General features: G+C 70.3%; 24 protein-coding genes, 1 tRNA gene and 1 pseudogene. 14 read left to right on the top strand and 12 right to left on the bottom strand.

Features of this window, described 5'->3' with window-relative positions; translation table 11 throughout:
- The first annotated feature begins 130 nt into the window (after window positions 1–130).
- Window positions 131–1,351, top strand: a complete 1,221-nt coding sequence (locus ACWH95_RS00315; RefSeq protein ID WP_136031490.1) for a sensor histidine kinase — start codon at window positions 131–133, stop codon at window positions 1,349–1,351.
- The gene (locus ACWH95_RS00310) at window positions 1,348–2,031 is read left to right on the top strand and encodes a response regulator transcription factor (protein WP_136031492.1); all 684 of its coding nucleotides are present in this window, start codon (window positions 1,348–1,350) and stop codon (window positions 2,029–2,031) included. The genes ACWH95_RS00315 and ACWH95_RS00310 overlap by 4 nt, the downstream gene beginning before the upstream one ends.
- Before the next feature lie 60 nt (window positions 2,032–2,091).
- On the opposite strand, the gene ACWH95_RS00305 is transcribed toward ACWH95_RS00310, so the two are convergent.
- Window positions 2,092–2,565, bottom strand: coding sequence for a DNA modification methylase (locus ACWH95_RS00305; RefSeq protein ID WP_136031494.1), 474 nt, complete (start codon window positions 2,563–2,565; stop codon window positions 2,092–2,094).
- A gap of 134 nt (window positions 2,566–2,699) precedes the next feature.
- Here ACWH95_RS00305 and ACWH95_RS00300 point away from each other — a divergent pair, with 134 nt between their 5' ends.
- The 5 genes from ACWH95_RS00300 (at window position 2,700) to ACWH95_RS00280 (ending at window position 7,593) form a co-directional block, all read left to right on the top strand.
- Window positions 2,700–3,182, top strand: coding sequence for a CarD family transcriptional regulator (locus tag ACWH95_RS00300; RefSeq protein WP_136031496.1), 483 nt, complete (start codon window positions 2,700–2,702; stop codon window positions 3,180–3,182).
- Between the two features lie 68 nt (window positions 3,183–3,250).
- Window positions 3,251–4,477: a 2-C-methyl-D-erythritol 4-phosphate cytidylyltransferase gene (gene ispD, locus ACWH95_RS00295; protein WP_454119980.1), complete on the top strand. Its 1,227-nt coding sequence runs from the start codon at window positions 3,251–3,253 to the stop codon at window positions 4,475–4,477.
- A 59-nt stretch (window positions 4,478–4,536) separates the two neighbouring features.
- Complete coding sequence (gene cysS / locus ACWH95_RS00290) at window positions 4,537–5,937, top strand: cysteine--tRNA ligase (RefSeq protein WP_136031500.1); 1,401 nt, start codon at window positions 4,537–4,539, stop codon at window positions 5,935–5,937.
- Entirely contained in the window at window positions 5,930–6,931 is a 1,002-nt protein-coding gene (gene rlmB, locus ACWH95_RS00285; protein WP_247982018.1) for a 23S rRNA (guanosine(2251)-2'-O)-methyltransferase RlmB, read from the top strand. Before cysS ends, rlmB begins: the two co-directional genes overlap by 8 nt.
- A 20-nt stretch (window positions 6,932–6,951) precedes the next feature.
- On the top strand, window positions 6,952–7,593 hold the full coding sequence (locus ACWH95_RS00280) for an NAD(P)-dependent oxidoreductase (RefSeq protein ID WP_454119979.1): 642 nt from the start codon (window positions 6,952–6,954) through the stop codon (window positions 7,591–7,593).
- A gap of 9 nt (window positions 7,594–7,602) precedes the next feature.
- On the opposite strand, the gene ACWH95_RS00275 is transcribed toward ACWH95_RS00280, so the two are convergent.
- Both ACWH95_RS00275 and ACWH95_RS00270 read right to left on the bottom strand, forming a co-directional pair.
- The gene (locus ACWH95_RS00275) at window positions 7,603–8,907 is read right to left on the bottom strand and encodes a DUF4032 domain-containing protein (protein ID WP_136031506.1); all 1,305 of its coding nucleotides are present in this window, start codon (window positions 8,905–8,907) and stop codon (window positions 7,603–7,605) included.
- A 72-nt stretch (window positions 8,908–8,979) separates the two neighbouring features.
- Window positions 8,980–10,083: an ABC transporter ATP-binding protein gene (locus ACWH95_RS00270; protein WP_136031508.1), complete on the bottom strand. Its 1,104-nt coding sequence runs from the start codon at window positions 10,081–10,083 to the stop codon at window positions 8,980–8,982.
- 228 nt (window positions 10,084–10,311) lie between these two features.
- On the opposite strand from ACWH95_RS00270, the gene ACWH95_RS00265 reads away from it, so the two are divergent.
- Together ACWH95_RS00265 and ACWH95_RS00260 are read left to right on the top strand one after the other, a co-directional pair.
- Window positions 10,312–11,265, top strand: a complete 954-nt coding sequence (locus ACWH95_RS00265) for a DsbA family protein (protein ID WP_136031511.1) — start codon at window positions 10,312–10,314, stop codon at window positions 11,263–11,265.
- Window positions 11,266–11,304: 39 nt separating this feature from the next.
- A tRNA-Thr gene (locus ACWH95_RS00260) sits at window positions 11,305–11,377 on the top strand.
- 55 nt (window positions 11,378–11,432) lie between these two features.
- Here ACWH95_RS00260 and ACWH95_RS00255 read toward each other — a convergent pair.
- The 3 genes and pseudogenes from ACWH95_RS00255 to ACWH95_RS00245 form a co-directional block, all read right to left on the bottom strand.
- Window positions 11,433–12,170 carry a metallophosphoesterase gene (locus tag ACWH95_RS00255; RefSeq protein WP_447653113.1) on the bottom strand — a complete coding sequence of 246 codons (738 nt, stop codon included), beginning with the start codon at window positions 12,168–12,170 and terminating at the stop codon, window positions 11,433–11,435.
- Window positions 12,167–12,547 (bottom strand): LmrA/YxaF family transcription factor, encoded by a 381-nt coding sequence (locus tag ACWH95_RS00250; protein WP_447653443.1) that lies wholly within the window; start codon window positions 12,545–12,547, stop codon window positions 12,167–12,169. Before ACWH95_RS00250 ends, ACWH95_RS00255 begins: the two co-directional genes overlap by 4 nt.
- A 36-nt stretch (window positions 12,548–12,583) precedes the next feature.
- Window positions 12,584–12,736 (bottom strand): annotated as a pseudogene (locus ACWH95_RS00245) (TetR/AcrR family transcriptional regulator); the annotation flags it as partial.
- Between the two features lie 184 nt (window positions 12,737–12,920).
- On the opposite strand from ACWH95_RS00245, the gene ppk2 reads away from it, so the two are divergent.
- On the top strand, window positions 12,921–13,724 hold the full coding sequence (gene ppk2, locus ACWH95_RS00240) for a polyphosphate kinase 2 (RefSeq protein ID WP_206252979.1): 804 nt from the start codon (window positions 12,921–12,923) through the stop codon (window positions 13,722–13,724).
- 72 nt (window positions 13,725–13,796) lie between these two features.
- Entirely contained in the window at window positions 13,797–14,753 is a 957-nt protein-coding gene (locus ACWH95_RS00235; RefSeq protein ID WP_247638848.1) for an aldo/keto reductase, read from the top strand.
- 4 nt (window positions 14,754–14,757) lie between these two features.
- Here the strand turns inward: ACWH95_RS00235 and ACWH95_RS00230 are convergent, their stop codons facing one another.
- The 4 genes from ACWH95_RS00230 to ACWH95_RS00215 are packed head-to-tail and all read right to left on the bottom strand — an operon-like array spanning window position 14,758 to window position 18,430.
- Window positions 14,758–15,435, bottom strand: a complete 678-nt coding sequence (locus ACWH95_RS00230) for a response regulator (protein WP_136031517.1) — start codon at window positions 15,433–15,435, stop codon at window positions 14,758–14,760.
- The gene (locus ACWH95_RS00225; RefSeq protein WP_454119978.1) at window positions 15,432–16,700 is read right to left on the bottom strand and encodes a sensor histidine kinase; all 1,269 of its coding nucleotides are present in this window, start codon (window positions 16,698–16,700) and stop codon (window positions 15,432–15,434) included. Before ACWH95_RS00225 ends, ACWH95_RS00230 begins: the two co-directional genes overlap by 4 nt.
- A 9-nt stretch (window positions 16,701–16,709) precedes the next feature.
- Window positions 16,710–17,522 carry an ABC transporter permease gene (locus tag ACWH95_RS00220; protein WP_247637592.1) on the bottom strand — a complete coding sequence of 271 codons (813 nt, stop codon included), beginning with the start codon at window positions 17,520–17,522 and terminating at the stop codon, window positions 16,710–16,712.
- On the bottom strand, window positions 17,519–18,430 hold the full coding sequence (locus ACWH95_RS00215; protein WP_136046258.1) for an ABC transporter ATP-binding protein: 912 nt from the start codon (window positions 18,428–18,430) through the stop codon (window positions 17,519–17,521). Before ACWH95_RS00215 ends, ACWH95_RS00220 begins: the two co-directional genes overlap by 4 nt.
- A 210-nt stretch (window positions 18,431–18,640) precedes the next feature.
- Between ACWH95_RS00215 and ACWH95_RS00210 the strand changes: the two genes are divergently transcribed.
- Window positions 18,641–19,552, top strand: coding sequence for a DMT family transporter (locus ACWH95_RS00210; protein WP_247638847.1), 912 nt, complete (start codon window positions 18,641–18,643; stop codon window positions 19,550–19,552).
- Here the strand turns inward: ACWH95_RS00210 and ACWH95_RS00205 are convergent, their stop codons facing one another.
- Complete coding sequence (locus tag ACWH95_RS00205) at window positions 19,553–20,239, bottom strand: nitroreductase family protein (RefSeq protein WP_454119977.1); 687 nt, start codon at window positions 20,237–20,239, stop codon at window positions 19,553–19,555.
- A complete protein-coding gene (gene msrB, locus ACWH95_RS00200; RefSeq protein WP_136037075.1) occupies window positions 20,236–20,640 on the bottom strand; it encodes a peptide-methionine (R)-S-oxide reductase MsrB in 405 nt (134 codons plus the stop codon). The genes ACWH95_RS00205 and msrB overlap by 4 nt, the downstream gene beginning before the upstream one ends.
- Window positions 20,641–20,712: 72 nt before the next feature.
- On the opposite strand from msrB, the gene ACWH95_RS00195 reads away from it, so the two are divergent.
- Both ACWH95_RS00195 and ACWH95_RS00190 read left to right on the top strand, forming a co-directional pair.
- Entirely contained in the window at window positions 20,713–21,705 is a 993-nt protein-coding gene (locus tag ACWH95_RS00195; protein WP_247637590.1) for a DUF2332 domain-containing protein, read from the top strand.
- A 9-nt stretch (window positions 21,706–21,714) separates the two neighbouring features.
- The gene (locus ACWH95_RS00190; protein WP_136031532.1) at window positions 21,715–21,972 is read left to right on the top strand and encodes a DUF3263 domain-containing protein; all 258 of its coding nucleotides are present in this window, start codon (window positions 21,715–21,717) and stop codon (window positions 21,970–21,972) included.
- Window positions 21,973–22,013 lie beyond the last annotated feature (41 nt).

The following is a 22,013-nucleotide window of genomic DNA, read 5'->3' as shown; positions in this document are numbered from 1 at the left end:
GCAGGCCTGAAGCGATTGTCTGCCCCGAAGGTTAACGAACGGTGCCCAGCGAGTGAATAGTACGTCTCGCCTCCCCGTCACGGCGCGGAAACCCGCCGGACGGGCGGTGAACGCGCTCTACGCTGGAGTCATGACCCTGCCGCAGCTCGCGCTGTCCTCCCTTGCCATCGGGCTGGTGATCGGCGTCGGGATGTCGCTCCTGGTCGTCTGGGCCTACCGGGCGAGGGCGCGTGCGGAGGAGGAGACGTCGACGTCGATCCCGCAGGGGATCACGGATGTGCTCGGCAGCATGGACGACGCGGCCTGCGTCGTCGACGCCTCGGGACTCGTGCTCGCGACCTCGCGGGCGGCGGCGCGGTTCGGCATCGAGGTCGGTTCCACACTGGAGAACCCGGAGCTGCGGCAGCTGGTGCGCGGCGTCCGCGCGTCGGGCGACACGGCGATGGAGTCGCTGCGCATCACTCGCGGAGGGCTCAGCCTCGATCCGCGCCTGGTGTCGGCACGGGCGAGTGCGATCGGGGCGCGCCTGGTGCTGCTGATCGTGCGGGATGTCACCGAGCAGGAGCGCCTGGACCAGATGCGTCGGGACTTCGTGGCGAACACGAGTCATGAGCTCAAGACCCCGGTGGGGGCGGTGAGCCTGCTCGCGGAGGCGATCGAGTCCGCCGCCGACGATCCCGCACAGGTGCGCGTCTTCGCGTCGCGCATCTCGGCGGAGGCCAACCGACTCGGACAGCTCACCGGCCGCATCATGAGCCTGTCCCGCCTGCAGGCGGAGGACGGCCTGACGGAGGTCGGACCCGTCTCGATCGACGAGGTCATCGCCTCGTCCATCGAGGCGCACGTCGTGCAGGCCGATTCGGCGGGGGTGGAGCTTGCCCGCGGGGGCGACCGCGGCGTGTGGGTGCGCGGCGACGCGCAGATCCTCATCGAGGCGGTGGGCAACCTGATCGCCAACGCGATCGTGTACTCCCCGCGCGGCTCGCGCGTAGGTGTGGGGGTGCGGGCCGACGACGACGTGGTCGAGATCGCCGTGTCCGATCAGGGCATCGGGATCGCGGAGGCCGACAGGGAGCGGATCTTCGAGCGCTTCTACCGTGCGGACGAGGCGCGCTCGCGCCGCACCGGCGGCACAGGGCTCGGACTGTCGATCGTGAAGCACGCCACGCAGCGCCACGGCGGCGAGGTGCGCCTGTGGTCCCGGCCGGGCCGTGGCTCCACCTTCACGATCCGTCTTCCGCAGATCGCCGCGCCGGCGAACGCCGATCGTGACAAGAAGAACAAGAAGAAGCGTGCGCGGAAAGCGGCCAGGTCGGCCGGCTCGCGCGTCCGAAACGGAGAGACCGCATGACCCGCATCCTTCTCGTCGAAGACGAGCCCGACCTCGCTGATCCCCTCGCGTATCTGCTGCGCCGCGAGGGGTACGAGGTGGAGATCGCCGAGGACGGTCCCGGTGCGATGGCGGCGTTCCGGGAGCGCGGTGCCGACATCGTGCTGCTGGACCTGATGCTGCCGGGGATGCCCGGCACCGAGGTGTGTCGTCAGATCCGGTCGACGTCGGCCATCCCGATCATCATGCTGACCGCGAAGGACTCCGAGGTCGACATCGTGGTGGGGCTCGAACTGGGCGCCGACGACTACATCACCAAGCCGTACTCGTCGCGGGAGCTGCTGGCCAGGATGCGGGCCGTTCTGCGTCGGGTCGTCCAGGCCGAGGGCGAGCTCGACGAGAGGGTGCTCGAGGGCGGACGCGTGTCGCTCGACATCGATCGCCACACGGTGTCGGTCGCGGGGGAGCAGATCAACATGCCGCTGAAGGAGTTCGAGCTCCTCGAGGTCCTGATGCGCAACTCCGGGCGCGTGCTCACGCGGGGGCAGCTGATCGACCGGGTGTGGGGGAGCGACTACTTCGGTGACACGAAGACGCTCGACGTGCACATCAAGCGGATCCGGTCCCGCATCGAGGAAAACCCGAGCGAGCCCGTGATGCTCGTGACCGTGCGCGGTCTGGGCTACCGCTTCGAGGGCTGACGACGGGGGACGCGAAGAGGCCGGCACCCGTGGGTGCCGGCCTCTTGTGTTCGTGCGGTGTCAGTCGCCCTCGGGGGCGAGGTCCGAGTAGTAGGGGAGGGTGCCGTCGAGCACGGGCACCGCGGTCGTGACGCCGGCCGAGTCGCCGGACTGGAAGTGGATGTCGACCGTGGCGCCGGGCTTCGTGTCGAGCCCGACGATGCGCAGCGGCTCCTCGTCGGAGCCGAGGCTGATGGTCTGGCCGGCGGAGACGGTGACCGTGAACGGGTCGACGCCCTCCAGGGTGATGGTGAGGGTGGCGCGGTCCTGCGTCGGGTTGACGATCGCGCCGACGAAGTTGCCGACGGAGCCGTCTTCGTTCGCGATGACCAGGGCGTTCCGCACGTCGATCGGGCCGTCCTTGTCGGAGACGTTCACGCCGTCGGAGGCCGCGTACTCGATCTTGGTCGACTGCGGCGTGATGAACGTGCACCCGGTCGCGCCGAGCAGAACGAGGGCGCTGATGGCGGCAGACGCGACAAGGCGCGATTTCACGGGTCCTCCTGAGGTCCGGCGGGATATCCGTACCCATTCTATGGGTATGTGTCAGCGGGGCGTGGACGAGGAAGCGCGAACCTTAGCGCATATCCCCTGTGGTATCCTTGAGGTTGCCGAAAGGACATGTTTTTATGCTTTTTGAGGTTGGCGAGACCGTCGTCTATCCGCACCATGGCGCTGCGACCATCATCGAGGTCAAGGAACGCGTCATCAAGGGCGAGACGAAGAAGTACCTGAAGCTCAACGTCACGCAGGGCGATCTCATCATCGAGGTCCCGGCCGAGAATGTCGACCTGGTCGGCGTTCGCGACGTGATCGGCAAGGAGGGCCTCGATCACGTGTTCGAGGTGCTGCGCGCTCCCTTCACGGAGGAGCCCACCAACTGGTCCCGCCGCTACAAGGCGAACCTGGAGAAACTCGCCTCCGGCGATGTCATCAAGGTGAGCGAGGTCGTGCGCGACCTGTGGCGTCGCGACCAGGACCGCGGGCTTTCCGCCGGCGAGAAGCGGATGCTGGCGAAGGCTCGTCAGATCCTCATCTCGGAGCTGGCGCTGGCAGAGAAGATCGACGAGGACAAGGCGGGCACCCTGCTCGACGAGGTCCTCGCCTCCTGACTTCTTCACGACGAAAGGCGGGTGCTGCGGCACCCGCCTTTCGTCGTCTCCGCCGGTAACGTGAAGGCGTGAGCATCGTTCCCGTCCCGCACACCGCGATCATCATCGTCGCCGCCGGCTCCGGCACCCGACTGGAGGCGCGCGCCCCGAAGGCGTTCGTCGGCATCGACAATCGCACGATCCTGCGCCACGCCCTCGACGGGGTGTTCGCGGCGCAGCCCCTGCAGGTCATCGTGGTCGCGCCGGCCGGGCACGAGGGCGATGCGCAGACCGAGCTTCTCGCCGCCGCGGGCGACCGCGCCGATCTCGGCCGCGTGGTCACGGGAGGCGCCACCCGTCAGGAATCCGTCGCCGCGGGGTTGGCGGCTCTCTGGGGAGACGTGACGACGGTGCTCGTCCACGATGCGGCGCGGGCGCTCACCCCGCCGTCCGTCATCGATGCGGTCGCCGCGGCCGTCACGGCGCAGGCGGCCGCGCTTCCGGTGCTTCCCGTCGTCGACACCCTCAAGCGGGTGGACGGCGGCGTCGTGACCGGCACCGTCGACCGCTCCGAGCTCGCCGCGGCGCAGACGCCGCAGGGCTTCCCGCGCGACGCGCTCGAGGCGGCGTACGCGCGTGCCGCCGAGGAGGGCGCGGAGTACACGGACGACGCGGCGCTGTTCGCCGCGGCCGGTCACACGGTCCGCCTCGTCCCTGGTTCGGAACGATCGTTCAAGATCACCACTCCCGACGACCTCGAGCGTGCCAGGGCTCTCCTCGCGACGGCGCCCCCGAGCACGGGTGCTCGGCGAGACCGCGGCGCAGGCGCTCTACCGCGCGTGGGCGTCGGAACCGACGTGCACGCGTTCGGCGGCGAGGGCGACCTGTGGCTCGCCGGGCTGGAGTGGCCGGGCGAACAGCCGCTGTCGGGTCATTCCGACGGCGACGCGGTCGCGCACGCCATCGTCGACGCCCTGCTCGGCGCGGCGGGGCTGGGTGACATCGGCACCCACTTCGGCACGGCGCATCCGGAGTATGCGGGCGCGCACGCCGACGTGTTCCTGTCGGCGACGCGGCGGCTGCTCGCCGAAGCCGGCTTCTCGATCGGGAACGTCTCCGTGCAGTTCCAGGGCAACCGTCCGCGGTTCAGCGCCCGCCGTGTCGAGGCGGAGCGCGCGCTGTCGGCGGCGCTCGGGGACGCTCCCGTGTCGGTCACTGCGACGACGACCGACGCCCTGGGCTTCCCCGGCCGCGGAGAAGGCATCGCGGTCACGGCCGTCGCACTCGTGGTGCCGGTGGACGGCCCGCACCGCTGAGCCGAGCGTATCCGCGACACGATCAGGAGCGCCGCGCGCCCGCCGAGTAGGCTTGACCGGTGACCCTCCGCCTCTACGACACCCGCGCACAGCTGCTGCGCGACTTCGTGCCTCTCGACTCCGAGAACATCACGATGTACGTGTGCGGACCGACGGTGCAGTCCGGACCCCACATCGGTCACGTCAGGGCCGCGCTGAGCTTCGACCTGCTGCGCCGGTGGCTCGAGCACCGCTACGGTCGCGTCACGTTCGTGCGCAACGTCACCGACATCGACGACAAGGTGCTGCAGAACGCCACACCGGAGGAGCCGTGGTGGGCGCTGGCGTATCGGATGGAGCAGGAGTTCACCGCGGCGTATGCGGGCATCGGCATCCTGCCGCCCACCTACGAGCCCCGTGCCACGGCCTCGGTGCCGCAGATGCAGGAGCTGATCACGCGCCTCATCGACCGCGGTCACGCCTATCCCGCGCCCGACGGCTCCGGCGACGTCTACTTCGACGTGCGGTCGTGGGCGCAGTACGGCGCGCTCACGCATCAGTCGGTCGACGCGATGGAGGCGGCGGAGGATGCGGACCCCCGGGGCAAGCGCAATCCGCAGGACTTCGCGCTCTGGAAGGCGTCGAAGCCGGATGAGCCGGCCGACGCCACGTGGCGTTCGCCGTGGGGTCTCGGGCGACCGGGATGGCACATCGAGTGCTCGGCGATGTCGAAGCGCTACCTCGGCGACGAGTTCGACATCCACGGCGGCGGGCTCGACCTCCGCTTCCCTCACCATGAGAACGAGCTCGCGCAGTCGACGGCAGCGGGGGACGGCTTCGCGCGGTACTGGGTGCACAACGGCCTGGTGACGGTGGACGGGCAGAAGATGTCGAAGTCGCTCGGCAACTTCACGCTCGCCCGTGACGTGCTCGACGCGCACGACCCGCTGGTGGTGCGCTATGCGCTCGCCGCCGCGCACTACCGCTCGAGCCTCGACCTGTCGGAGTCCTCGTGGGCGGAGGCGGAGGCGGCCCTCGGTCGTATCCGTACCTTCCTGGAGCGGGCGGCGCGTGTCGCGGAGGTGGACGCCGCCGAGAGTCGCGAAGACCTGCCGTCGGCCTTCGCCGCTGCGATGGACGACGATCTCGGCGTTCCCCAGGCGCTCGCGGTCGTGCACGAGACCGTGCGGGCGGGAAACTCCGCGCTCGACGCGGGAGACCGCGACGCAGCCGCGCAGGCGGCGCGCGCGGTGTCGGCGATGACGTCGGTGCTCGGTCTCCGACCGAGCGACGCCACGGCCGCGGGCGACGCCCGGGCGGCCGCACTGGACGCGCTGGTGCAGGAGATGATCACGCAGCGTGCGCAGGCGCGGGCGGACAAGGATTGGGCGGCGGCGGATCGCATCCGTGATGCGATCGCTGCCGCAGGAATCACGCTGGAGGACACTCCGGCCGGAACTCATTGGAGCATCGATGACTAAGCCAGGGCGCCCCGGCGCGAGCAAGGGCAAGAAGAAGGGCCCCACGAAGGGCACCGGTGGTCTCGGGCGCAAGGCGCTCGAGGGCCGCGGTCCCACCCCGAAGGCGGAGGACCGCGCATGGCACCCGGCCGGGAAGCGCAAGGCCGCGGCCGAGCGCTACGCCGCGGCGGGCGGTAAGGGCAAGCCCGGCGGGCGCCCGTCGGGTGGCAGCCCCAACCGCACGGCCCGTGCCAAGGACAACACCACCGACACCGAGACGGTGACCGGCCGCAACTCGGTGCTGGAGGCGCTGCGGGCCAAGATCCCGGCGTCGGCGATGTACATCGCGCAGCGTGTCGAGATGGACGATCGCGTCAAGGAGATGCTGTCGATCGCGACTCACCGCGACATCCCGGTGCTGGAGGTCACGCGCCAGGAGCTCGACCGCATGGCGGGTTTCGACGGCGTGCACCAGGGCGTCGCGCTGAAGGTGCCGCCGTACGAGTACGCGCACCCGCAGGATCTGCTCGAGCAGGTCATCGACCGCGGGGAGACGCCGCTGTTCGTGGCGCTCGACGGCGTGACCGACCCGCGCAACCTCGGCGCGATCATCCGCTCGACGGCGGCGTTCGGCGGCCACGGCATCATCCTGCCGCAGCGCCGTTCCGCCGGTGTCAACTCGGCGGCGTGGAAGACCAGTGCCGGTGCCGCCGCGCGCATCCCCGTCGCCCTCGCGACGAACCTCACCACGCAGCTCAAGGAGTTCAAGAAGCAGGGCGTGTTCGTGCTGGGGCTCGACGGCGATGGTGACGTGTCGCTGCCCGAGCTGCAGCTCGCGGATCGACCGGTCGTGATCGTCGTCGGCTCCGAGGGCAAGGGCCTGTCGCGTCTGGTGACCGAGACCTGCGACCAGATCGTCTCCATCCCCATCTCGGCGGCGACGGAGTCGCTGAACGCCGGGATCGCCGCGTCGGTCGCCCTGTACCAGGTGGCGACCGTCCGCGCGGCGGACTGACCGCACGAGAAAGGCAGAGCATGGCGCGCATCATCGTCCTCGGAGGAACCGGTTATGCCGGACGGCACATCGTGTCGGAGGCGGTGAGCCGCGATCATGCGGTCGTCGCGATCTCCCGCACGACGCCGTCCGACCCGGTCGCCGGCGCCGCGTACGTGCAGGGATCCGCCCTCGACGCGGCGTCGCTGCGGGAGGCTTTCGCGGGTGCGGATGCCGTGGTGTCCGCGCTGTCGCCCCGCGGTGACATGGAGGATCGGGTGCTCGAGGCCCTCACGAACGTCATCGACCTCCTGGACGGCACCGAAACACGGCTCGGTGTGGTCGGCGGTGCCGGCGGCAGCCTGGTCGCTCCGGAGGGGCCGAGGCTCTTCGACCTCGACTTCCCGGAGGAGTACAAGCACGAGGCACAGGTCGGCATCGACTCGCTCGCGCTGCTCGAGCGGACCGATCTTGCGCTGGACTGGTTCTTCGTGCACCCTGCCGAGGTCTTCGGCCCCTGGGCCGAGGGGGAGCGGACGGGTCGCTACCGCGACGGCGGCGACGTGCTGGTGCGCGACGAGGAGGGGAAGTCGTACATCTCCGGCGCGGACTTCGCCGTGGCCGTCGTGGACGAGATCGAGCAGGGCAACCACCACCGCGAGCGGTTCACGGTCGGCTACTGAGGGCGGCGTTCAGACGAGGTCGCGCCAGTCGACCTCGTCCTCGTCATCGGCGAGCGAGAGCGTGCCGGTGATCACCGGGAGGCTCATGGTCTCGGTCGGCGGTCCCATGATGGTCGCTTCGTCGCGGCGGTGGCGCAGCACGTCGTTGATGTAGCTGGTCAGGACTTCCGCGAGGGGGATCGAGCGGCCCTGCGCCTGCGACAGGTACCAGCGGTGCTCCAACACCTGGTGGAACACCTCGGCGGGCTCCAGCTTGGCGCGCAGGTCGTAGGGGATGGCGCGGACGACGGGCTCGAACACGCGCGTGAGCCACTCATGCGCGTACATCTCCTCGTCCGCCCACTGCTTGGTCGAGCGGGCACGGAACTCGTCGAGGTCGTTGAGCAGGCGTCTCGCCTGGTTCTCCTCCACGTCGAGTCCCGTCAGCCGGATGAGGCGGCGCTGGTGGTGGCCGGCATCCACCACCTTCGGCTGGATCTCGACCACCGTCCCGTCGGCGGTCGTGGACATGGACATCTCGTCGATGTCGAAGCCGAGCGCGTTGAGGCGTTCGACGCGCTCGGTGATGCGCCATGTCTCGGCCGCTGAGAACGACTCCTGCGCCGTGAGCTCCGCCCAGAGCGAGCGGTAGGAGGACACGATGCCGTCGGCGATCGCGACCGCATCCACGCCGTGCTCGAGCCGCCCGCCCGCGGCGAGGTCCATGATCTCGCCCGCGATGTTCGTCCTGGCGAGGTCGAGGTCGTACGCGCGCTGGCCGTCCGTCAGGCCCTCCTCGTGAAGCTCGCCGGTCTCCGCATCCACGAGGTAGGCCGCGAACGCGCCGGCGTCGCGGCGGAAGAGGGTGTTCGACAGCGACACGTCGCCCCAGTAGAAGCCGACGTTGTGGAGTCGTACGAGGAGCAGGGCGAGCGCGTCGACGAGTCGCGTGGCGGTGTCAGGGCGGAGCACGCGCGTGAACAGGGCGCGGTACGGCATGGAGAAGCGGAGGTGCGAGGTGACGAGCGCCGCGGGGAGGGGCTCGCCGGCGGCGTCGGTGCGCCCGGCGATCACGGCGACCCTGGCGACGCAGGGGACGTCGAGGCGGGCGAGGTTGCCGAGCATGTCGTACTCGCGCTGCGCCATCGCGGCGGTGGTCTCCTTGACGGCGACGACCCGACCGGAGAGGTCCGCGAAGCGCACGAGATGCCGGGACAGCCCCTTCGGCAGCGACACGATGTGCTCGGACGGCCACTTGGCGAGGCTGGTCGACCAGGGCAGCGCGAGGAGCCCCGGGTCGACGGTGCTGGCGGTGATGCGCAGCGACTCCTGCATGGATGCTCCTGAGGGGAAACGAGCGCGGCGCGGGCGACCGAAGTCAGCCCGCGCCGCGGATGGTGTGTCCGATCAGGCGGAGACGACCGGCTTGTCGTTCAGGCGGTCGCCCGTCTCCTGGTCGAAGGCGTGCACGTGACCGGCGTTGGCCGCGAGGGTCACGGTCTCGCCGGCGTTCGGGTGGTTGCGGCCGTCCACGCGGGCCACGAGGTCGGCGCGCTTGCCGTTGATCTCGGTGTGGCCGTAGAGGTAGCCGTCGGCGCCGAGCTCCTCGACGAGGTCGACGACGACCGACAGGCCCTTGCCGTCGGCCGGACCCACGGTGATGTCCTCGGGGCGGACGCCGACCGTGACCTGCGAGCCGTTGGCGCGGCCGACCGTGTCGCGGTCGAGCGGGACGACCTCGGTGCCGAAGCGCACGCCGCCGTCGGCGAGGTCCGCCGCGAACAGGTTCATGGCGGGGGAGCCGATGAAGCCGGCGACGAAGACGTTGTTCGGCTTCTCGTACAGGTCGCGCGGCGAGCCGACCTGCTGCAGCAGGCCGTCCTTCAGCACGGCGATCCGGTCGCCCATCGTGAGCGCCTCGGTCTGGTCGTGCGTGACGTAGACCGTGGTGACGCCGAGACGGCGCTGCAGCGACGCGATCTGCGTACGGGTCTGCACGCGGAGCTTGGCGTCGAGGTTCGACAGCGGCTCGTCCATGAGGAACACCTGCGGCTGACGGACGATGGCGCGGCCCATCGCGACGCGCTGACGCTGCCCACCCGACAGGGCCTTCGGCTTGCGGGTCAGGTACTGCTCGAGGTCGAGGAGCTTGGCGGCCTCCAGGACACGGGCGGCGCGCTCCTCCTTGCCGACGCCGGCGATCTTGAGCGCGAAGCCCATGTTCTCGGCGACCGTCATGTGCGGGTACAGGGCGTAGTTCTGGAAGACCATCGCGATGTCGCGGTCCTTCGGCGGCACGTCGGTGACGTCGCGGTCACCGATCAGGATGCGGCCGGAGTTGACCTCTTCGAGGCCGGCGAGCATGCGGAGCGAGGTGGACTTACCACAACCGGAAGGGCCGACGAGGACGAGGAATTCACCGTCGCCCACCTCGAGGTTGAGCTTGTCGACGGCCGGACGGGTTCCGCCGGGGTAGAGGCGGGTGGCCTCGTCGAAAGTCACAGATGCCATCGTGTTTCTCCTTCACCGGCAGGTACGTGCCGGACGATCCGTAGTGAATGAAGCGGCGGAGTGACCCGCCGTGACCCGCCATCGGGTCGGGTTCAGTATGGCACGATCGGCCGTACCTGGGTATTTCTCAGCCTCACTGACTAGCATCGAATCCGGCCGCGTTCTGCGGCGATCGTCGCCGGGCGACGGTCGGGGCCAACCCGGACCCCCCGAGACTCAAGAGGAACGATGTCGAGCGACGAAACGCCGAACGTCCCCGCACCTCGCAATTCCCGCGAGGTCGTGCGGGAGAAGGCCCAGAAGGTGCACGCCCAGCAGTCGAGGGCCCGCCTGATGAGACGGATCATCATCGGCGCGGTCGCGGTGATCGCCGTCGGGGCCATCGGCACCGCGGTGACCATGGCCGTGACGTCGCAGGTATCCAAGCCTCAGCTCAGCCCGAGCGGCATGGAGTCGGACGGCGTCGTGGTGACCGACATCTCGTCGATGGCCACCTCCGCCGAAGCCCCCGCCACGCCGACGCCGACGCCGTCCGAGGCCGGTGCCTCCGCTTCTCCCACGCCGGATCCGACCGCGTCTCAGGCTGTGGACGTGCACGTCTACGTCGACTATCTGTCGCCCGATGCGGGGAAGTTCGAGCGCGCGAACGCGCGACTGCTCGCGCAGTGGATCGAGGACGGCGCGGCGACAGTGAGCTATCACCCCGTCGCGCTGCTGACGGCCAGCTCCAACGGCACGAAGTACTCGCTGCGCTCGGCCGCAGCTGCGGCGTGCGTCGCGACGCACTCGCCCGACCAGTTCTACGCGTTCAATCACGACCTGCTCGACGATCAGCCCGAGGTCGGCAGCGACGGTCTCTCCGATCAGGAGCTGGCGAACCTCGCTGGAGCGGTCGGCGTCGACAACGGGAAGGTCGTCCGCAAGTGCATCGAGGAGGGCGACTTCGTGAACTGGGCGAAGGAAGCGACCACGCGGGCGCTCAAGGGTCCGCTCGCCGGTTCCGACGACCTGGTCCTCACCGCCGCGCCGATGATCGTCGTGAACGGCGAGGCCTATGTGGGGGCGCTCGACGACCCGCAGGAGCTGTCCACGTTCGTGATGTCGGTGGCGAGCGAGGCGTACTACGAGTCCACCTCGACCCCCACTCCGACGCCGTCGGCCACGTCGACGCCCGCGCCGTAATCGAGCGGCGCCTCCGCCATCGCTAAGCTGATGGCACCCGCCGACTTGGCGCAATTGGTAGCGCACCGTACTTGTAATACGGGGGTTACGGGTTCGAGTCCCGTAGTCGGCTCCGGACGGCAACGCCCGCCATCCCTGTATTTCCGGGGGATGGCGGGCGTTGCGTCTCACAGCTCGGCGGGGCTCAGGTAGTGGAACACGGTGCGGATGGCGGTGCCGTCGATGGTGTGAATGGCCAGCCCCGGCATCGCCGTGTCGTCGGCGATCGGATTGAGCCTGCTTCCCAGTCGCATCGTGGAGACGATGCCCGGGGCACCGAGCACCGGTACCCCGGCGAACGACGCGGCGAGGGCGGAGTGCACGTGCCCGGTCAGGACGCCGATGATTCGTGCGTTCCCCACGATCAGCGCCTCCAGGTCGCTCGTGTTCTCGAGATTCCACCCGTCGGCGACATCATGCCCGACGGGCACCGGTGGATGGTGCAGTGCGAGAAGGGCGGTGCCGGGGGCCGAGCTCGCTGCGTGCCGCGCGAAGTCGATCGTGTCCGGCGTGAGGTGGCCTTCGACGCGAGCATCGAGGTGCGAGTCCAGCCCGATGACGCGCACCTCGCCCACGTCGATGAAGCCCGACAGGGCCGGGTTGAGACCGGCCTGGGCCTGGGAGTGGAGCATCGTCTCGCTGTGGTCGTGATTCCCGGGTACGACGATCGTCGGTATGTCCGCCGGGAGGGTCGCGAACAGTTGGGCGTACTCCTCGGCGGCGCCGTGGTCGGCAAGATCGCCGCTGAGGACGATCGCATCGACGTCGGGGAGGGAGGACACCGCTGCGAGCACTGCCTCGAGCCGGCGCAGTCGGTGCGGAGATGTGTCCAGATGCGGGTCGCTGAGGTGCGCGATCAGAGTCATGAGTCGCCCTCCGGTCGCTGGGGTGCGTCCACGAGGCCGAGGAACCCGCGGACGGCGGCGCGCATCATCTGCTCGTCCCCCGTGGCTCGCGACAGGACATACCCGCCCTGGATCACCGCGACCGCGGCCGTAGCCCGGTCGCGCGCGACGCCCCCATCGAGTCCCTGCTCTTCGAAGACGTCGGCGACGAGACCGATGAGGTCGAGGAAGTAGCGGGCGACGGAGGCGCTGAGCTCCTCGTCGGCCGCGACGAAGGGGTCAGCCGTGAGGCGACCGATACGGCACCCCGAGGTCGCCTCGCGGGGACGTTCGAGGTACGCGGCGATCCTCGCTCGCGACTCGGTGTGGGCGTTCAGGGCGTCGGAGGACGATGCCAACGCTTCATCCACCGAACGGCCGACGGCAGCGAGCGCCAGGTCGCGCTTCGAAGGGAAGTGGTGATAGAGGCTCCCGTGTCCCACACCGCTTCGCTCGATGACTTGCCGCGGGGTGGTCGCCGCCACCCCGTTGGCGGCATACAGCTGTTGCGCCGCGCGTAGCAGGGATTCCCTCGCATCTGTGCTCATAGAAGGATCATGCCATACCTAGAGGTAGGTATGGCGAGGTCGTGCACTGCCGCGGCCGCGCCATTTGCGTAACACTTTGGCGAGTGTTATGTTACTTACGTGCAGGTGGCCGGCACCCCGCCCCGGCCACCTGCGCGCATCTGTTCAGGCCTCCTACGGCCGCCCCGTTCGCAGGAGGCTGACGATGGACGTTCCCGAGTGGCAGCAGGGCTACCCGTATTCGGAAAAGCTCTCCCGCGCGGAATACGAGACCGAGAAGCGCCTCCTCCAGATCGAGCTGCTCAAGCTGCAGGCGCATGTGAAGCACAGCGCGGAGCGGGTGTTGGTCCTGTTCGAGGGGCGCGACGCAGCCGGCAAGGGCGGGGCCATCAAGCGCTTCATGGAGCATCTCAACCCTCGCGGGGCCCGGGTCGTCGCTCTCGACAAGCCGACCGACGCCGAGCGCACGCAGTGGTACTTCCAGCGGTACGTGGCCCATCTGCCGTCCGGCGGTGAGATGGTCCTCATGGACCGTTCCTGGTACAACCGCGCCGGGGTCGAGCGCGTCATGGGGTACTGCACCGATGAGGAGTACCAGGAGTTCCTCCGAACCGCTCCGGAATTCGAGCGGATGCTGGTGGGCTCGGGCATCCGGCTGATCAAGCTCTGGTTCTCGGTGGGTGAAGCGGAGCAGCGCCGCCGGTTCGACCGCCGTCGCGAGGATCCGGTGAAGCAGTGGAAGCTGAGCCCCACCGACATCGCGAGCATGGACAGGTGGGCCGACTACACCACGGCGAAGGAAGCGATGTTCTTCCACACGGACACCCCGGTCACGCCGTGGATCGTGGTGCGCTCGAACGACAAGAAGCGCGCGCGGCTCGAGGCCATCCGCTATGTGCTGTCGCGCTTCGAATACGACGGAAAGGACGCGCGGGTCGCACACGCGCCGGACAGCCGTCTTGTCGGGCGTCCGTCGCAGATCTACGACCAGGGCGAGTCCGCCGCGTAACGACGGTGACGGAGCGGCGTCACACGGCGTCACGCGGGAATGCCGAGTATCGCGATCGGGGTTGTGATGAGCATGACCCGCATCGGCAGCAGTGACCTCGACGTCTTCCCCCTCGCCCTCGGTGGCAACGTGTTCGGCTGGACCGCCGATCGCGACGCATCCTTCGCCGTCCTCGACGCCTATGTCGACGGTGGCGGCGACTTCATCGACACAGCGGACTCGTACAGTGCGTGGGTCCCGGGGAATCGGGGCGGGGAGAGTGAGGAGATCATCGGGGAGTGGCTGGCTTCCCGCCGTCCGCGGGGTGTCGTCGTCGCGACCAAGGTGAGCCAGCATCCGGACTTCTCCGGGCTCTCCGCGACCACGGTGCGCGCCGCAGCGGAGGCGTCGCTGACGCGGCTGGGCGTCGACGAGCTGGACCTGTACTACGCGCACTTCGACGACGAGACCGTTCCGCTGGAGGAGACGGTCGCCGCGTTCGGCCAGCTGGTCAGCGACGGCCTCGTGCGACACGTGGGGGTGTCGAACTACTCGGCCGAGCGCATTCGCGAGTGGGTCGACATCGCCGGGCGGCTCGGGGTCGCGCAGCCGATCGCGATCCAGCCGCATTACAACCTCGTGCACCGCAACGTCGTGGAAGACACCATCATCCCGGTCGCCGAGGAGTTCGGACTCGGGCTGGTGCCCTACTACGCCCTGGCGAGTGGGTTCCTCACCGGGAAGTATCGCTCGACCGACGCCAGCGGCGAGGCGTCGCCGAGGGCCGCGGGTGCCGCGCGCTACGCCACCGACCAGGGCCTGCGCGTCCTCGACGCGCTCGGCGAGGTCGCGCACGCCCGCGGAACCTCGATCGCCGCGGTGTCGCTCGCCTGGCTCCGGGCCCAGCCGACCGTGGTCGCCCCGATTGCGAGCGCCCGCTCCGTGGATCAGGTGCCCGACCTGCTGGAGGGCGCACGGCTCGAGCTGTCGTCCGACGAGGTGCACCGTCTGAACGATGTCTCGGCGTGGACGCCGACCTCCGCCGCCTGAGTCGTCAGTCGCCGACGAGTCCGAGCCGATGCGCGAGGATGACCGCGTGGATGCGATCGCGGGCGTCGAGCTTGGCCAGCACCCGGCCCACGTGCGTCTTGACGGTGGACTCGCCCACATAGAGAGCGCGCGCGATCTCGGCATTGGTCAGGCCCTGACCGATCGCCAGGAACACCTCCTGCTCCCGGTCGGTCAGCGAGGCGTAGCGGGACGCATCCGCGCGGTCGGGCTCCGCCGGTGTTCCGGATCCGAGCCGCGGCCCCACGTGCTCGAGCAGCAGGCGGGTGATGCGGGGGGAGAGCGCGGCGTCCCCACGGTGCACGGCCCGCACCGCTGCGAGCATCTCGTGGCGTTGCGCGTCCTTGAGGAGGAACCCGCTCGCGCCGGCGCGGATCGCCCCGAACGCGTACTCGTCCAGGTCGAAGGTCGTGAGCACGAGCACGCGGGTCTCCGGGTGGTCGCGCACGATGGCCGACGTGGCGGCGATGCCGTCGAGTTCGGGCATCCGGATGTCCATGAGCACGAGGTCGGGCGCAAGGGCCGCGCTCTGGGCGATCGCCGCGCGGCCGTCCTTCGCCTCCCCGACGACCACGATGTCGGGTTCGGACTCGAGCACCATCCGGAAGCCGAGGCGGATCAGCTCCTGGTCGTCGACGAGGAGCACGCGGATCGGCGATGTCATGAGGGGTCCTCCGGGGTGGGTGTCGTCGCGGGGACGACCGGGCTGAGGGGCAGTCGGGCGTGCAGGCGCCATCGGCCGGGACCGTCCGGTCCGGAGTGCAGCCGGCCGTGGACATGCGCCGCGCGTTCGGTGAGTCCGCGGAGGCCGAAGCCGCCCGCGCCGACGTCGGTGCCGGAGACGCCGTCGTTGACCACCTCGACGCGGACCTCGTCGTCGGAATAGCCGATCGAGACACCGATCATCGAGACGGCAGGAGCGTGGCGCATGGCGTTCGTCACCCCCTCCTGCACGATCCGGCCCAGTGCGTGGGCGACGGACGGCGGGACGTCGGCGGTGCCCGTCACCGTGAGCGTCACCGGGTACCCCGCGCGCTGGGCGGCTTCGACCGCCTCCCGCGGCTGGGCGGGCTCGACCGGCGCGAGGGGGAGCGGCGAGTCGTCGTCGCGCAGTACGCCCAGCATCGATCGCATCTCCGTCAGCGCGCTCCTGGCCGTCTCGGCAGCGGTCGAGGCTGCCGCGCGGGCCTGCGTGTGATCGGGGGTCGCGGCCGCACCCTCCGACAGGGCGACGATCACCGTCAGCGAGTGCGACACGATGTCGTGCATCTCGCGGGCGATCCGCGCGCGCTCCGCGGCCGCCGCCAGCTGGGCCTGTTGATTGCGTTCGACCAGGAGTTGCCGCGATCGGTCGATCACCGCGTTGATGTATCGCTGGCGATTGCCGACGTTCACGCCGATCAGAGTGCCGATGAGACCGAGGACCACGGTGCTCAGGACCGTGTTGAGGCCCGACTGGAGGGTGACGCCACCGGTCAGCAGCAGCGCGCCGGCGACCGCCGACACCGCGGCGACACCCCAGCCGAAGGCCGCCCAGGCCGCGCGCGACGACCCGTGGACGGCGAGGGAGAAGCCCGCGATCAGGAGCAGCGGGCTGCTGCCCGGAGAACCCGCGAGCAGAAAGAACACGTCGAGTGCATACGCCGCGACCGCCGGGAGCAGCGGGAGCCGCCGCCGCCACAGCAGCGTGGCACAGGCGGCGAGGACGGCCAGGGGCCAGACGATCGCACGGACGACGGCCCACGGCTCCGGCAGAGCGTCCAGACGCGCGGCCGGTGTCAGCGTGAGCAGGACGCAGAGCGCCGTGAGGAGGACGTCGGCGACCACGGGGTGCCGCGCCCAGAAGCGTCGGAACACCCCGGGCGGACGCGGAAGCCGCAGCTCCTCGTCCTCACGGATCGAGTCGCTGCGGCTGCGCGTTCTCCTCACGGGCCGACTCTACGCGTCGCGCGTGCGCAGGACCGCCCATGCGGCAAGCAGCGCTCCGACCACCCAGCAAGCGAGCGTCAGAAAGGCGACGGGGGCCTCGATCGCCGCTCCCTCACCCGGGAGGATCGCGCTCTGCGCGGCCGCCACCGGAAGATAGGTCGCGGCATCCACCACCCACGCCCACGCCTCACCGGCCATCGAGAAGAAGTTCCCGACGATCGGCAGCACGAACAGCAGGCCGACCGTCGCGGCGATCGCGCCGGCGCCCGAGCGCAGGATGAACCCGAACGCGACGCCGATCAGGGCGAACACCGACATCGACAGGGATGCGACCAGGATCGGCAGGAACGACGCCGACGGGTCGGACCAGTCGATGCTCTGATCGCGGGAACCGACGATCATCCCGACCGCCACGGCCGCGACACCGAAGATCACGAGCGAGGACACGAACAGGAACAGCGCCAGCACGAGCGACTTCGCGAGCAGGACGGCCCCGCGCACCGGAACGGCCGTGAGCGTCGAGCGGATCATGCCGGTCGAGTACTCGCCGGTCACCGCGATCGCGCCGATGATGCCCGCCAACAGCATCGTGAACTGGATCGGCATGACCACGGCCTGGATGGGTTCGAACCCCGGAACGTCCACCGCCTGGGCGATCAGCATGGCGATGCCGATCGTGAGGACGGCGGCGATCGCGATGGACCACCACGTGGAGCGCAGCGTGGTGAGCTTGATGGTCTCGCTGCGGACGGCCCGGAAGAAGGTGAGCCGGCGACCGGTGTCGACGCGCGGTGTCGTGGCGACGGGGGCCTGCGTGGTCATGAGAGCTCCTTCGTGCGGTACTCGACGGCGTCGCCGGTGAGAGCGAGGTAGGCGTCCTCGAGAGAGCCGGTGGTGGGCGTGAGTTCGTGCAGGGGGATACCGCGTTCGGCAGCCAGGTCGCCGATGCGTGCGGCCGGGAGACCGACGATGTCGAGCAGATCCGGCGCGGAGCTGACGATCTCGACGTCCGGCGCCCCCACGGCCGCGGCGAGCTCCGCGGGACGCGGCGTGCGCACCCGAACGGTGTTCCTGGTCCACGAACGCACGAGGTCCGCGAGGGGAGCATCGGCGAGGACACGCCCGCGTCCCATCACGATCACGTGGTCGGCGGTCTGCGCCATCTCGCTCATCAGGTGGCTCGACAGCAGCACGGTCCGCCCCTCCGAGGCGGCGTGGCGCACGAACTGCCGCACCCAGCGCACACCCTCGGGGTCGAGACCGTTGACCGGCTCGTCGAGGATCAACGTGTGCGGGTCACCCAGTAGAGCCGAGGCGATCCCGAGGCGCTGGCCCATGCCCAGGGAGAACTTCCCGGCGCGCTTGCGGGCGACGGAGCCGATGCCGGCGAGGTCGATCACCTCGTCGACCCGCGAGTCGGGGATGCCGTGGGTCGCGGCCATCGCCCGCAGATGATTCCTGGCGGTGCGCCCGGTGTGCACGGCCTTCGCGTCGAGGAGCACCCCGACCTCGGTGAGCGGGGCGCGGAGCTTGCGGTATTCGCGCCCGCCGACGGCAGCGCGACCCGAGGTGGGCCGGTCGAGTCCGACGATCAGGCGCATGGTCGTCGACTTCCCGGCACCGTTCGGGCCGAGGAACCCGGTGACCGTGCCCGGCTGGACGGTGAACGACACGTCATCGACGGCCGTCTTGTCTCCGAACCTCTTGGTGAGGCCTTCTGCTGTGATCATGTCGTCCACGCTACGGACGGCGCCCGCCGCGCGCGTCCGCCCGCGGTACCTTTCCGCGCGCTCCGGATCCTCCCCCGGAAGGATGAGTGACCGCTTGCGCGGGGGCGCTGTCCGGGGCCACCATGCTGCGCCGTGAGCACCGTGGGCCGTCGGGTTCCGGGGCTCGGATAGGGTCGACGGGTGACAGACGCCCGTCGACTCCCCGCGCCCCTGGCCCTCGGCGGAGCCGTCGCCATCGGCGTCATGACCGCCATCCAGGCGCGGATCAACGGGGTGCTGGGCGTACGGGTCGACAACGGCATCGTCGCGGGCTTCCTCTCCTTCTCGGTCGGGCTCGTGGCGCTCGCGGTCGTGATCGCGCTCCTGCCGTTCGCCCGTCGCGGTGCCGTACGGCTATGGCGGGGGGTCCGCGGGCGCTCCGTCCCGTTCTGGATGCTCCTCGGCGGCGCGTGCGGGGCCCTCACGGTCTCGACGCAGGGGCTCACAGCGGGCGTCCTCGGCGTCTCGCTGTTCACGGTCGGCGTGGTGGCGGGGCAGACGCTCCACGGCCTGGTGCTGGACCGGATCGGCTTCGGGCCCGCGGGCGTCGTCGCGGTGACCCCCGGTCGCCTGCTCGGTGGGGCGCTGGCGCTCGCCGCGGTCGCGATCTCCCTGTCGGGCGACGTCCTGGCGTCCGCTCCGCTGTGGATGCTGGTGCTGCCGTTCCTCGCGGGAGTGGGCATCGCCTGGCAGGCCGCGACCAACGGGCGTTTGGCGCAGCGCGTGCAGTCGCCCATCGCCGCCACGCTCATGAGCTTCATCGCCGGGACGGTCGTGCTCGCGGTCGCCGCGGCCCTGAGCGTCGCGCTGCGCGGAGCGCCGGACCCCCTCCCGGCCGAGCCGTGGCTCTACCTCGGCGGGTTCCTCGGTGCCGCGTACATCCTGCTCGGCGCGTTCATCGTGGCTCACACGGGAGTGCTGCTGATGGGGCTCGGCTCGGTGCTGGGCCAGCTGGTGACCTCGGTGGTGATCGACGTGCTGTGGCCTGCGGAGGCGGGACCGGCGCTGTGGCAGGTGATCGCGATGGTCGTCGTCGCGGTGGCGTCGGTCGTCGTGGCAGTGCCGCGGCGTCGTGGCCGGTGACTACGCGGGGTTCTCCTTCGCGGCCTTCTTCTTCGCCTTCTTGGCGGCCTTCTTCTTCGCCTTCTTGGCGGACTTCTTCTCCGCGTTCGCCTCGGCCTTCTTCTCGTTCTCGGCGAGCTCGGCGGGCTCGGCGGCGGCGACGGCCGGTTGGGTCGAGGGAAGACGCGTCAGCAGTCTGCGCGCGTCGACGGCCTTGCGTCGGCCCGGCGACTTCCCCGGCGGTTTGTCGCCGACGTACAGCCAGCCCAGCAGCTCCTCGTCGTCGGCGAGGCCGTGCATCGCCGCGACCGGCTGCGACCGCGTGTAATGTCCGGTGCGCCAGATCACACCCCACCCTGCTTCGTCCAGCAGGAGGCTGAGCACGTGGGCGACGCCGGAGGCGACGGCCTCCTGCTCCCACCGCGGCACCTTCTCGCTCGGCTGGTAGCTGGCCACCACCGCGATCAGCAGGGGGGCGCGCAGCGGCTTCGTCGAGGGGGAGTCGTCGCCCTGCGCCTGGGCGATCGCTGCTCCGAGGGCCTCTCGATCGGCGCCGCGCAGCTCGATCAGCCGCCACGGTCGCAGCGAGGAGTGATCGGCGACGCGTCCGGCCGCGGCCACCAGGGCCAGCAGTTCTTCCCGCCCGGGCGCGGTGTCTCCGACCTTCGACCAGGACTGTCGTGCGCGGACGGCGTCGAGCGCGCTCACGACTCGTCTGGCGTGAAGTTCAGCGCGATCGAGTTCATGCAGTAGCGGTCGCCCGTGGGAGTGCCGAAGCCGTCGGGGAACACGTGCCCGAGGTGCGAGCCGCACGTCGCGCAGCGGACCTCGGTGCGCACCATGCCCAGGCTGTCGTCCTCCAGGAGCTCCACGGCGTCGGGCCGGATCGACTCGTAGAAGCTGGGCCACCCGCACCCGGAGTCGAACTTGGTGCCGCTCTTGAACAGCTCGGCGCCGCACGCTCCGCACGTGTACAGGCCGGCGCGCTCCTCGTCGAGCAGTTCTCCGGTCCAGGCGCGCTCGGTCGCGGCCTGGCGCAGCACCGCGTACTGCTCTTCGCCGAGCTCCTTGCGCCACTCGTCTTCGGTCTTGTCCACGCTGTACGACATTGCGTCCTCCTCGGGTCCTCTCCATTCTCCACGCTGCGGCGGTGTCTCGGCGCTGCGCGTCAGAATGGACGCATGACCGACCCGATCCGGGAGCGCTATGCCCGCTTCGCGCGCGACGAGGCCCCCGGGCGCAGCGCCCTGTACGGGGAGTGGGCGGCCGGCGTCAGCGATGACGAGCAGCTGCGCGATGTGCTGCGTCGCATCCCGGAGACGCACCGCCAGCCACCGCTGGTGTTCGCGGTGTCCCGGCTGCTGGGCGCCCCGCTCGAGGACTACGCGGCGTGGCGCGCCTTCGTCCTGGCGCACGCCGACGTGCTCGTGGCCGAGTGCGCGGCGCGGTCCCTGCAGACGAACGAGCCGCTGCGGCTGGCGGCGCTGCTCCCGGTCCTCTCCGAGATCGAGGGGCCGATCGCGCTTCTCGAGCTCGGCGCATCGGCCGGTCTCTGCCTGTACCCAGACCGGTACTCGTATCGCTACGTGACGGCCGAGGGCTCCGAACGGCTCGCCGTCGACCCGCACGACGGTCCCTCCCCGGTCGTGCTGCAGAGTCGGGTGACGGGGACGATGCCGAGTGTTCGCCTGCCCGAGGTCGTGTGGCGGGGCGGCATCGATCTCGCACCGCTCGATGCCGCGGACGACGGAGACCGGCGGTGGCTGCGCGGGCTCGTGTGGCCGGGGGAGTCCGGGCGCGAGCGCCGCATCGAGGCCGCGCTCGACATCGTCGCAGCCGATCCACCGCTGCTGCTCGCCGGCGACGCGGCCGAGAGGCTCGAGGAGCTCCTGGCGATGATGCCTGTGGGTGCCACCCCCGTCGTCACGACGCCCGGGGTGCTCGTCCACATCCCCCGCCGTGCGCGCGAGGCTCTCGTCGCGCAGATCCAGGGGCTGCCGGCGCGATGGATCACGATCGACCCACCCGGACTGCTCGACGTGTGGCGGCCGTCCGTGGACGCGACGACATGGTCCGGCTTCGTGGTCGCGCTCGACGGCAGGGTGCGGGCGGCGGCCGACCCGCTCGGGCTATGGTGGGAGTGGCGCGCGGGCGATGACGTCACCGCGTCCTAACCTGGAGCCATGCTCGGAGACCTCACGGAACGCGACCGCGCGATCCTCGCCCTCGAAGCCGCCTGGCCGCGGCATGGCGGCATGAAGGAAGAGGTCATCCGCAGCACCCTCGGCATGAGCGCGGCGCGCTACTACCAGCTGCTCGGACGACTCATCGACTCGGAGGCGGCCCTGGCGTTCGACCCGGTCCTGGTGCGGCGGCTGCGACGGCTCCGCGACACCCGGGGCACCCGACGGGCGGCGCGCATGCCCGGCTTCGTCGGCTGACGGACCCGCTTCGCTCCGCTCGCTGGCCTCCGTCGCGGATT

Source organism: Microbacterium sp. NPDC055502, from assembly GCF_053643635.1.
The sequence above is the reverse complement of the archived record's forward strand: the minus strand, read 5'-3'. Positions and strand labels throughout refer to the sequence as shown.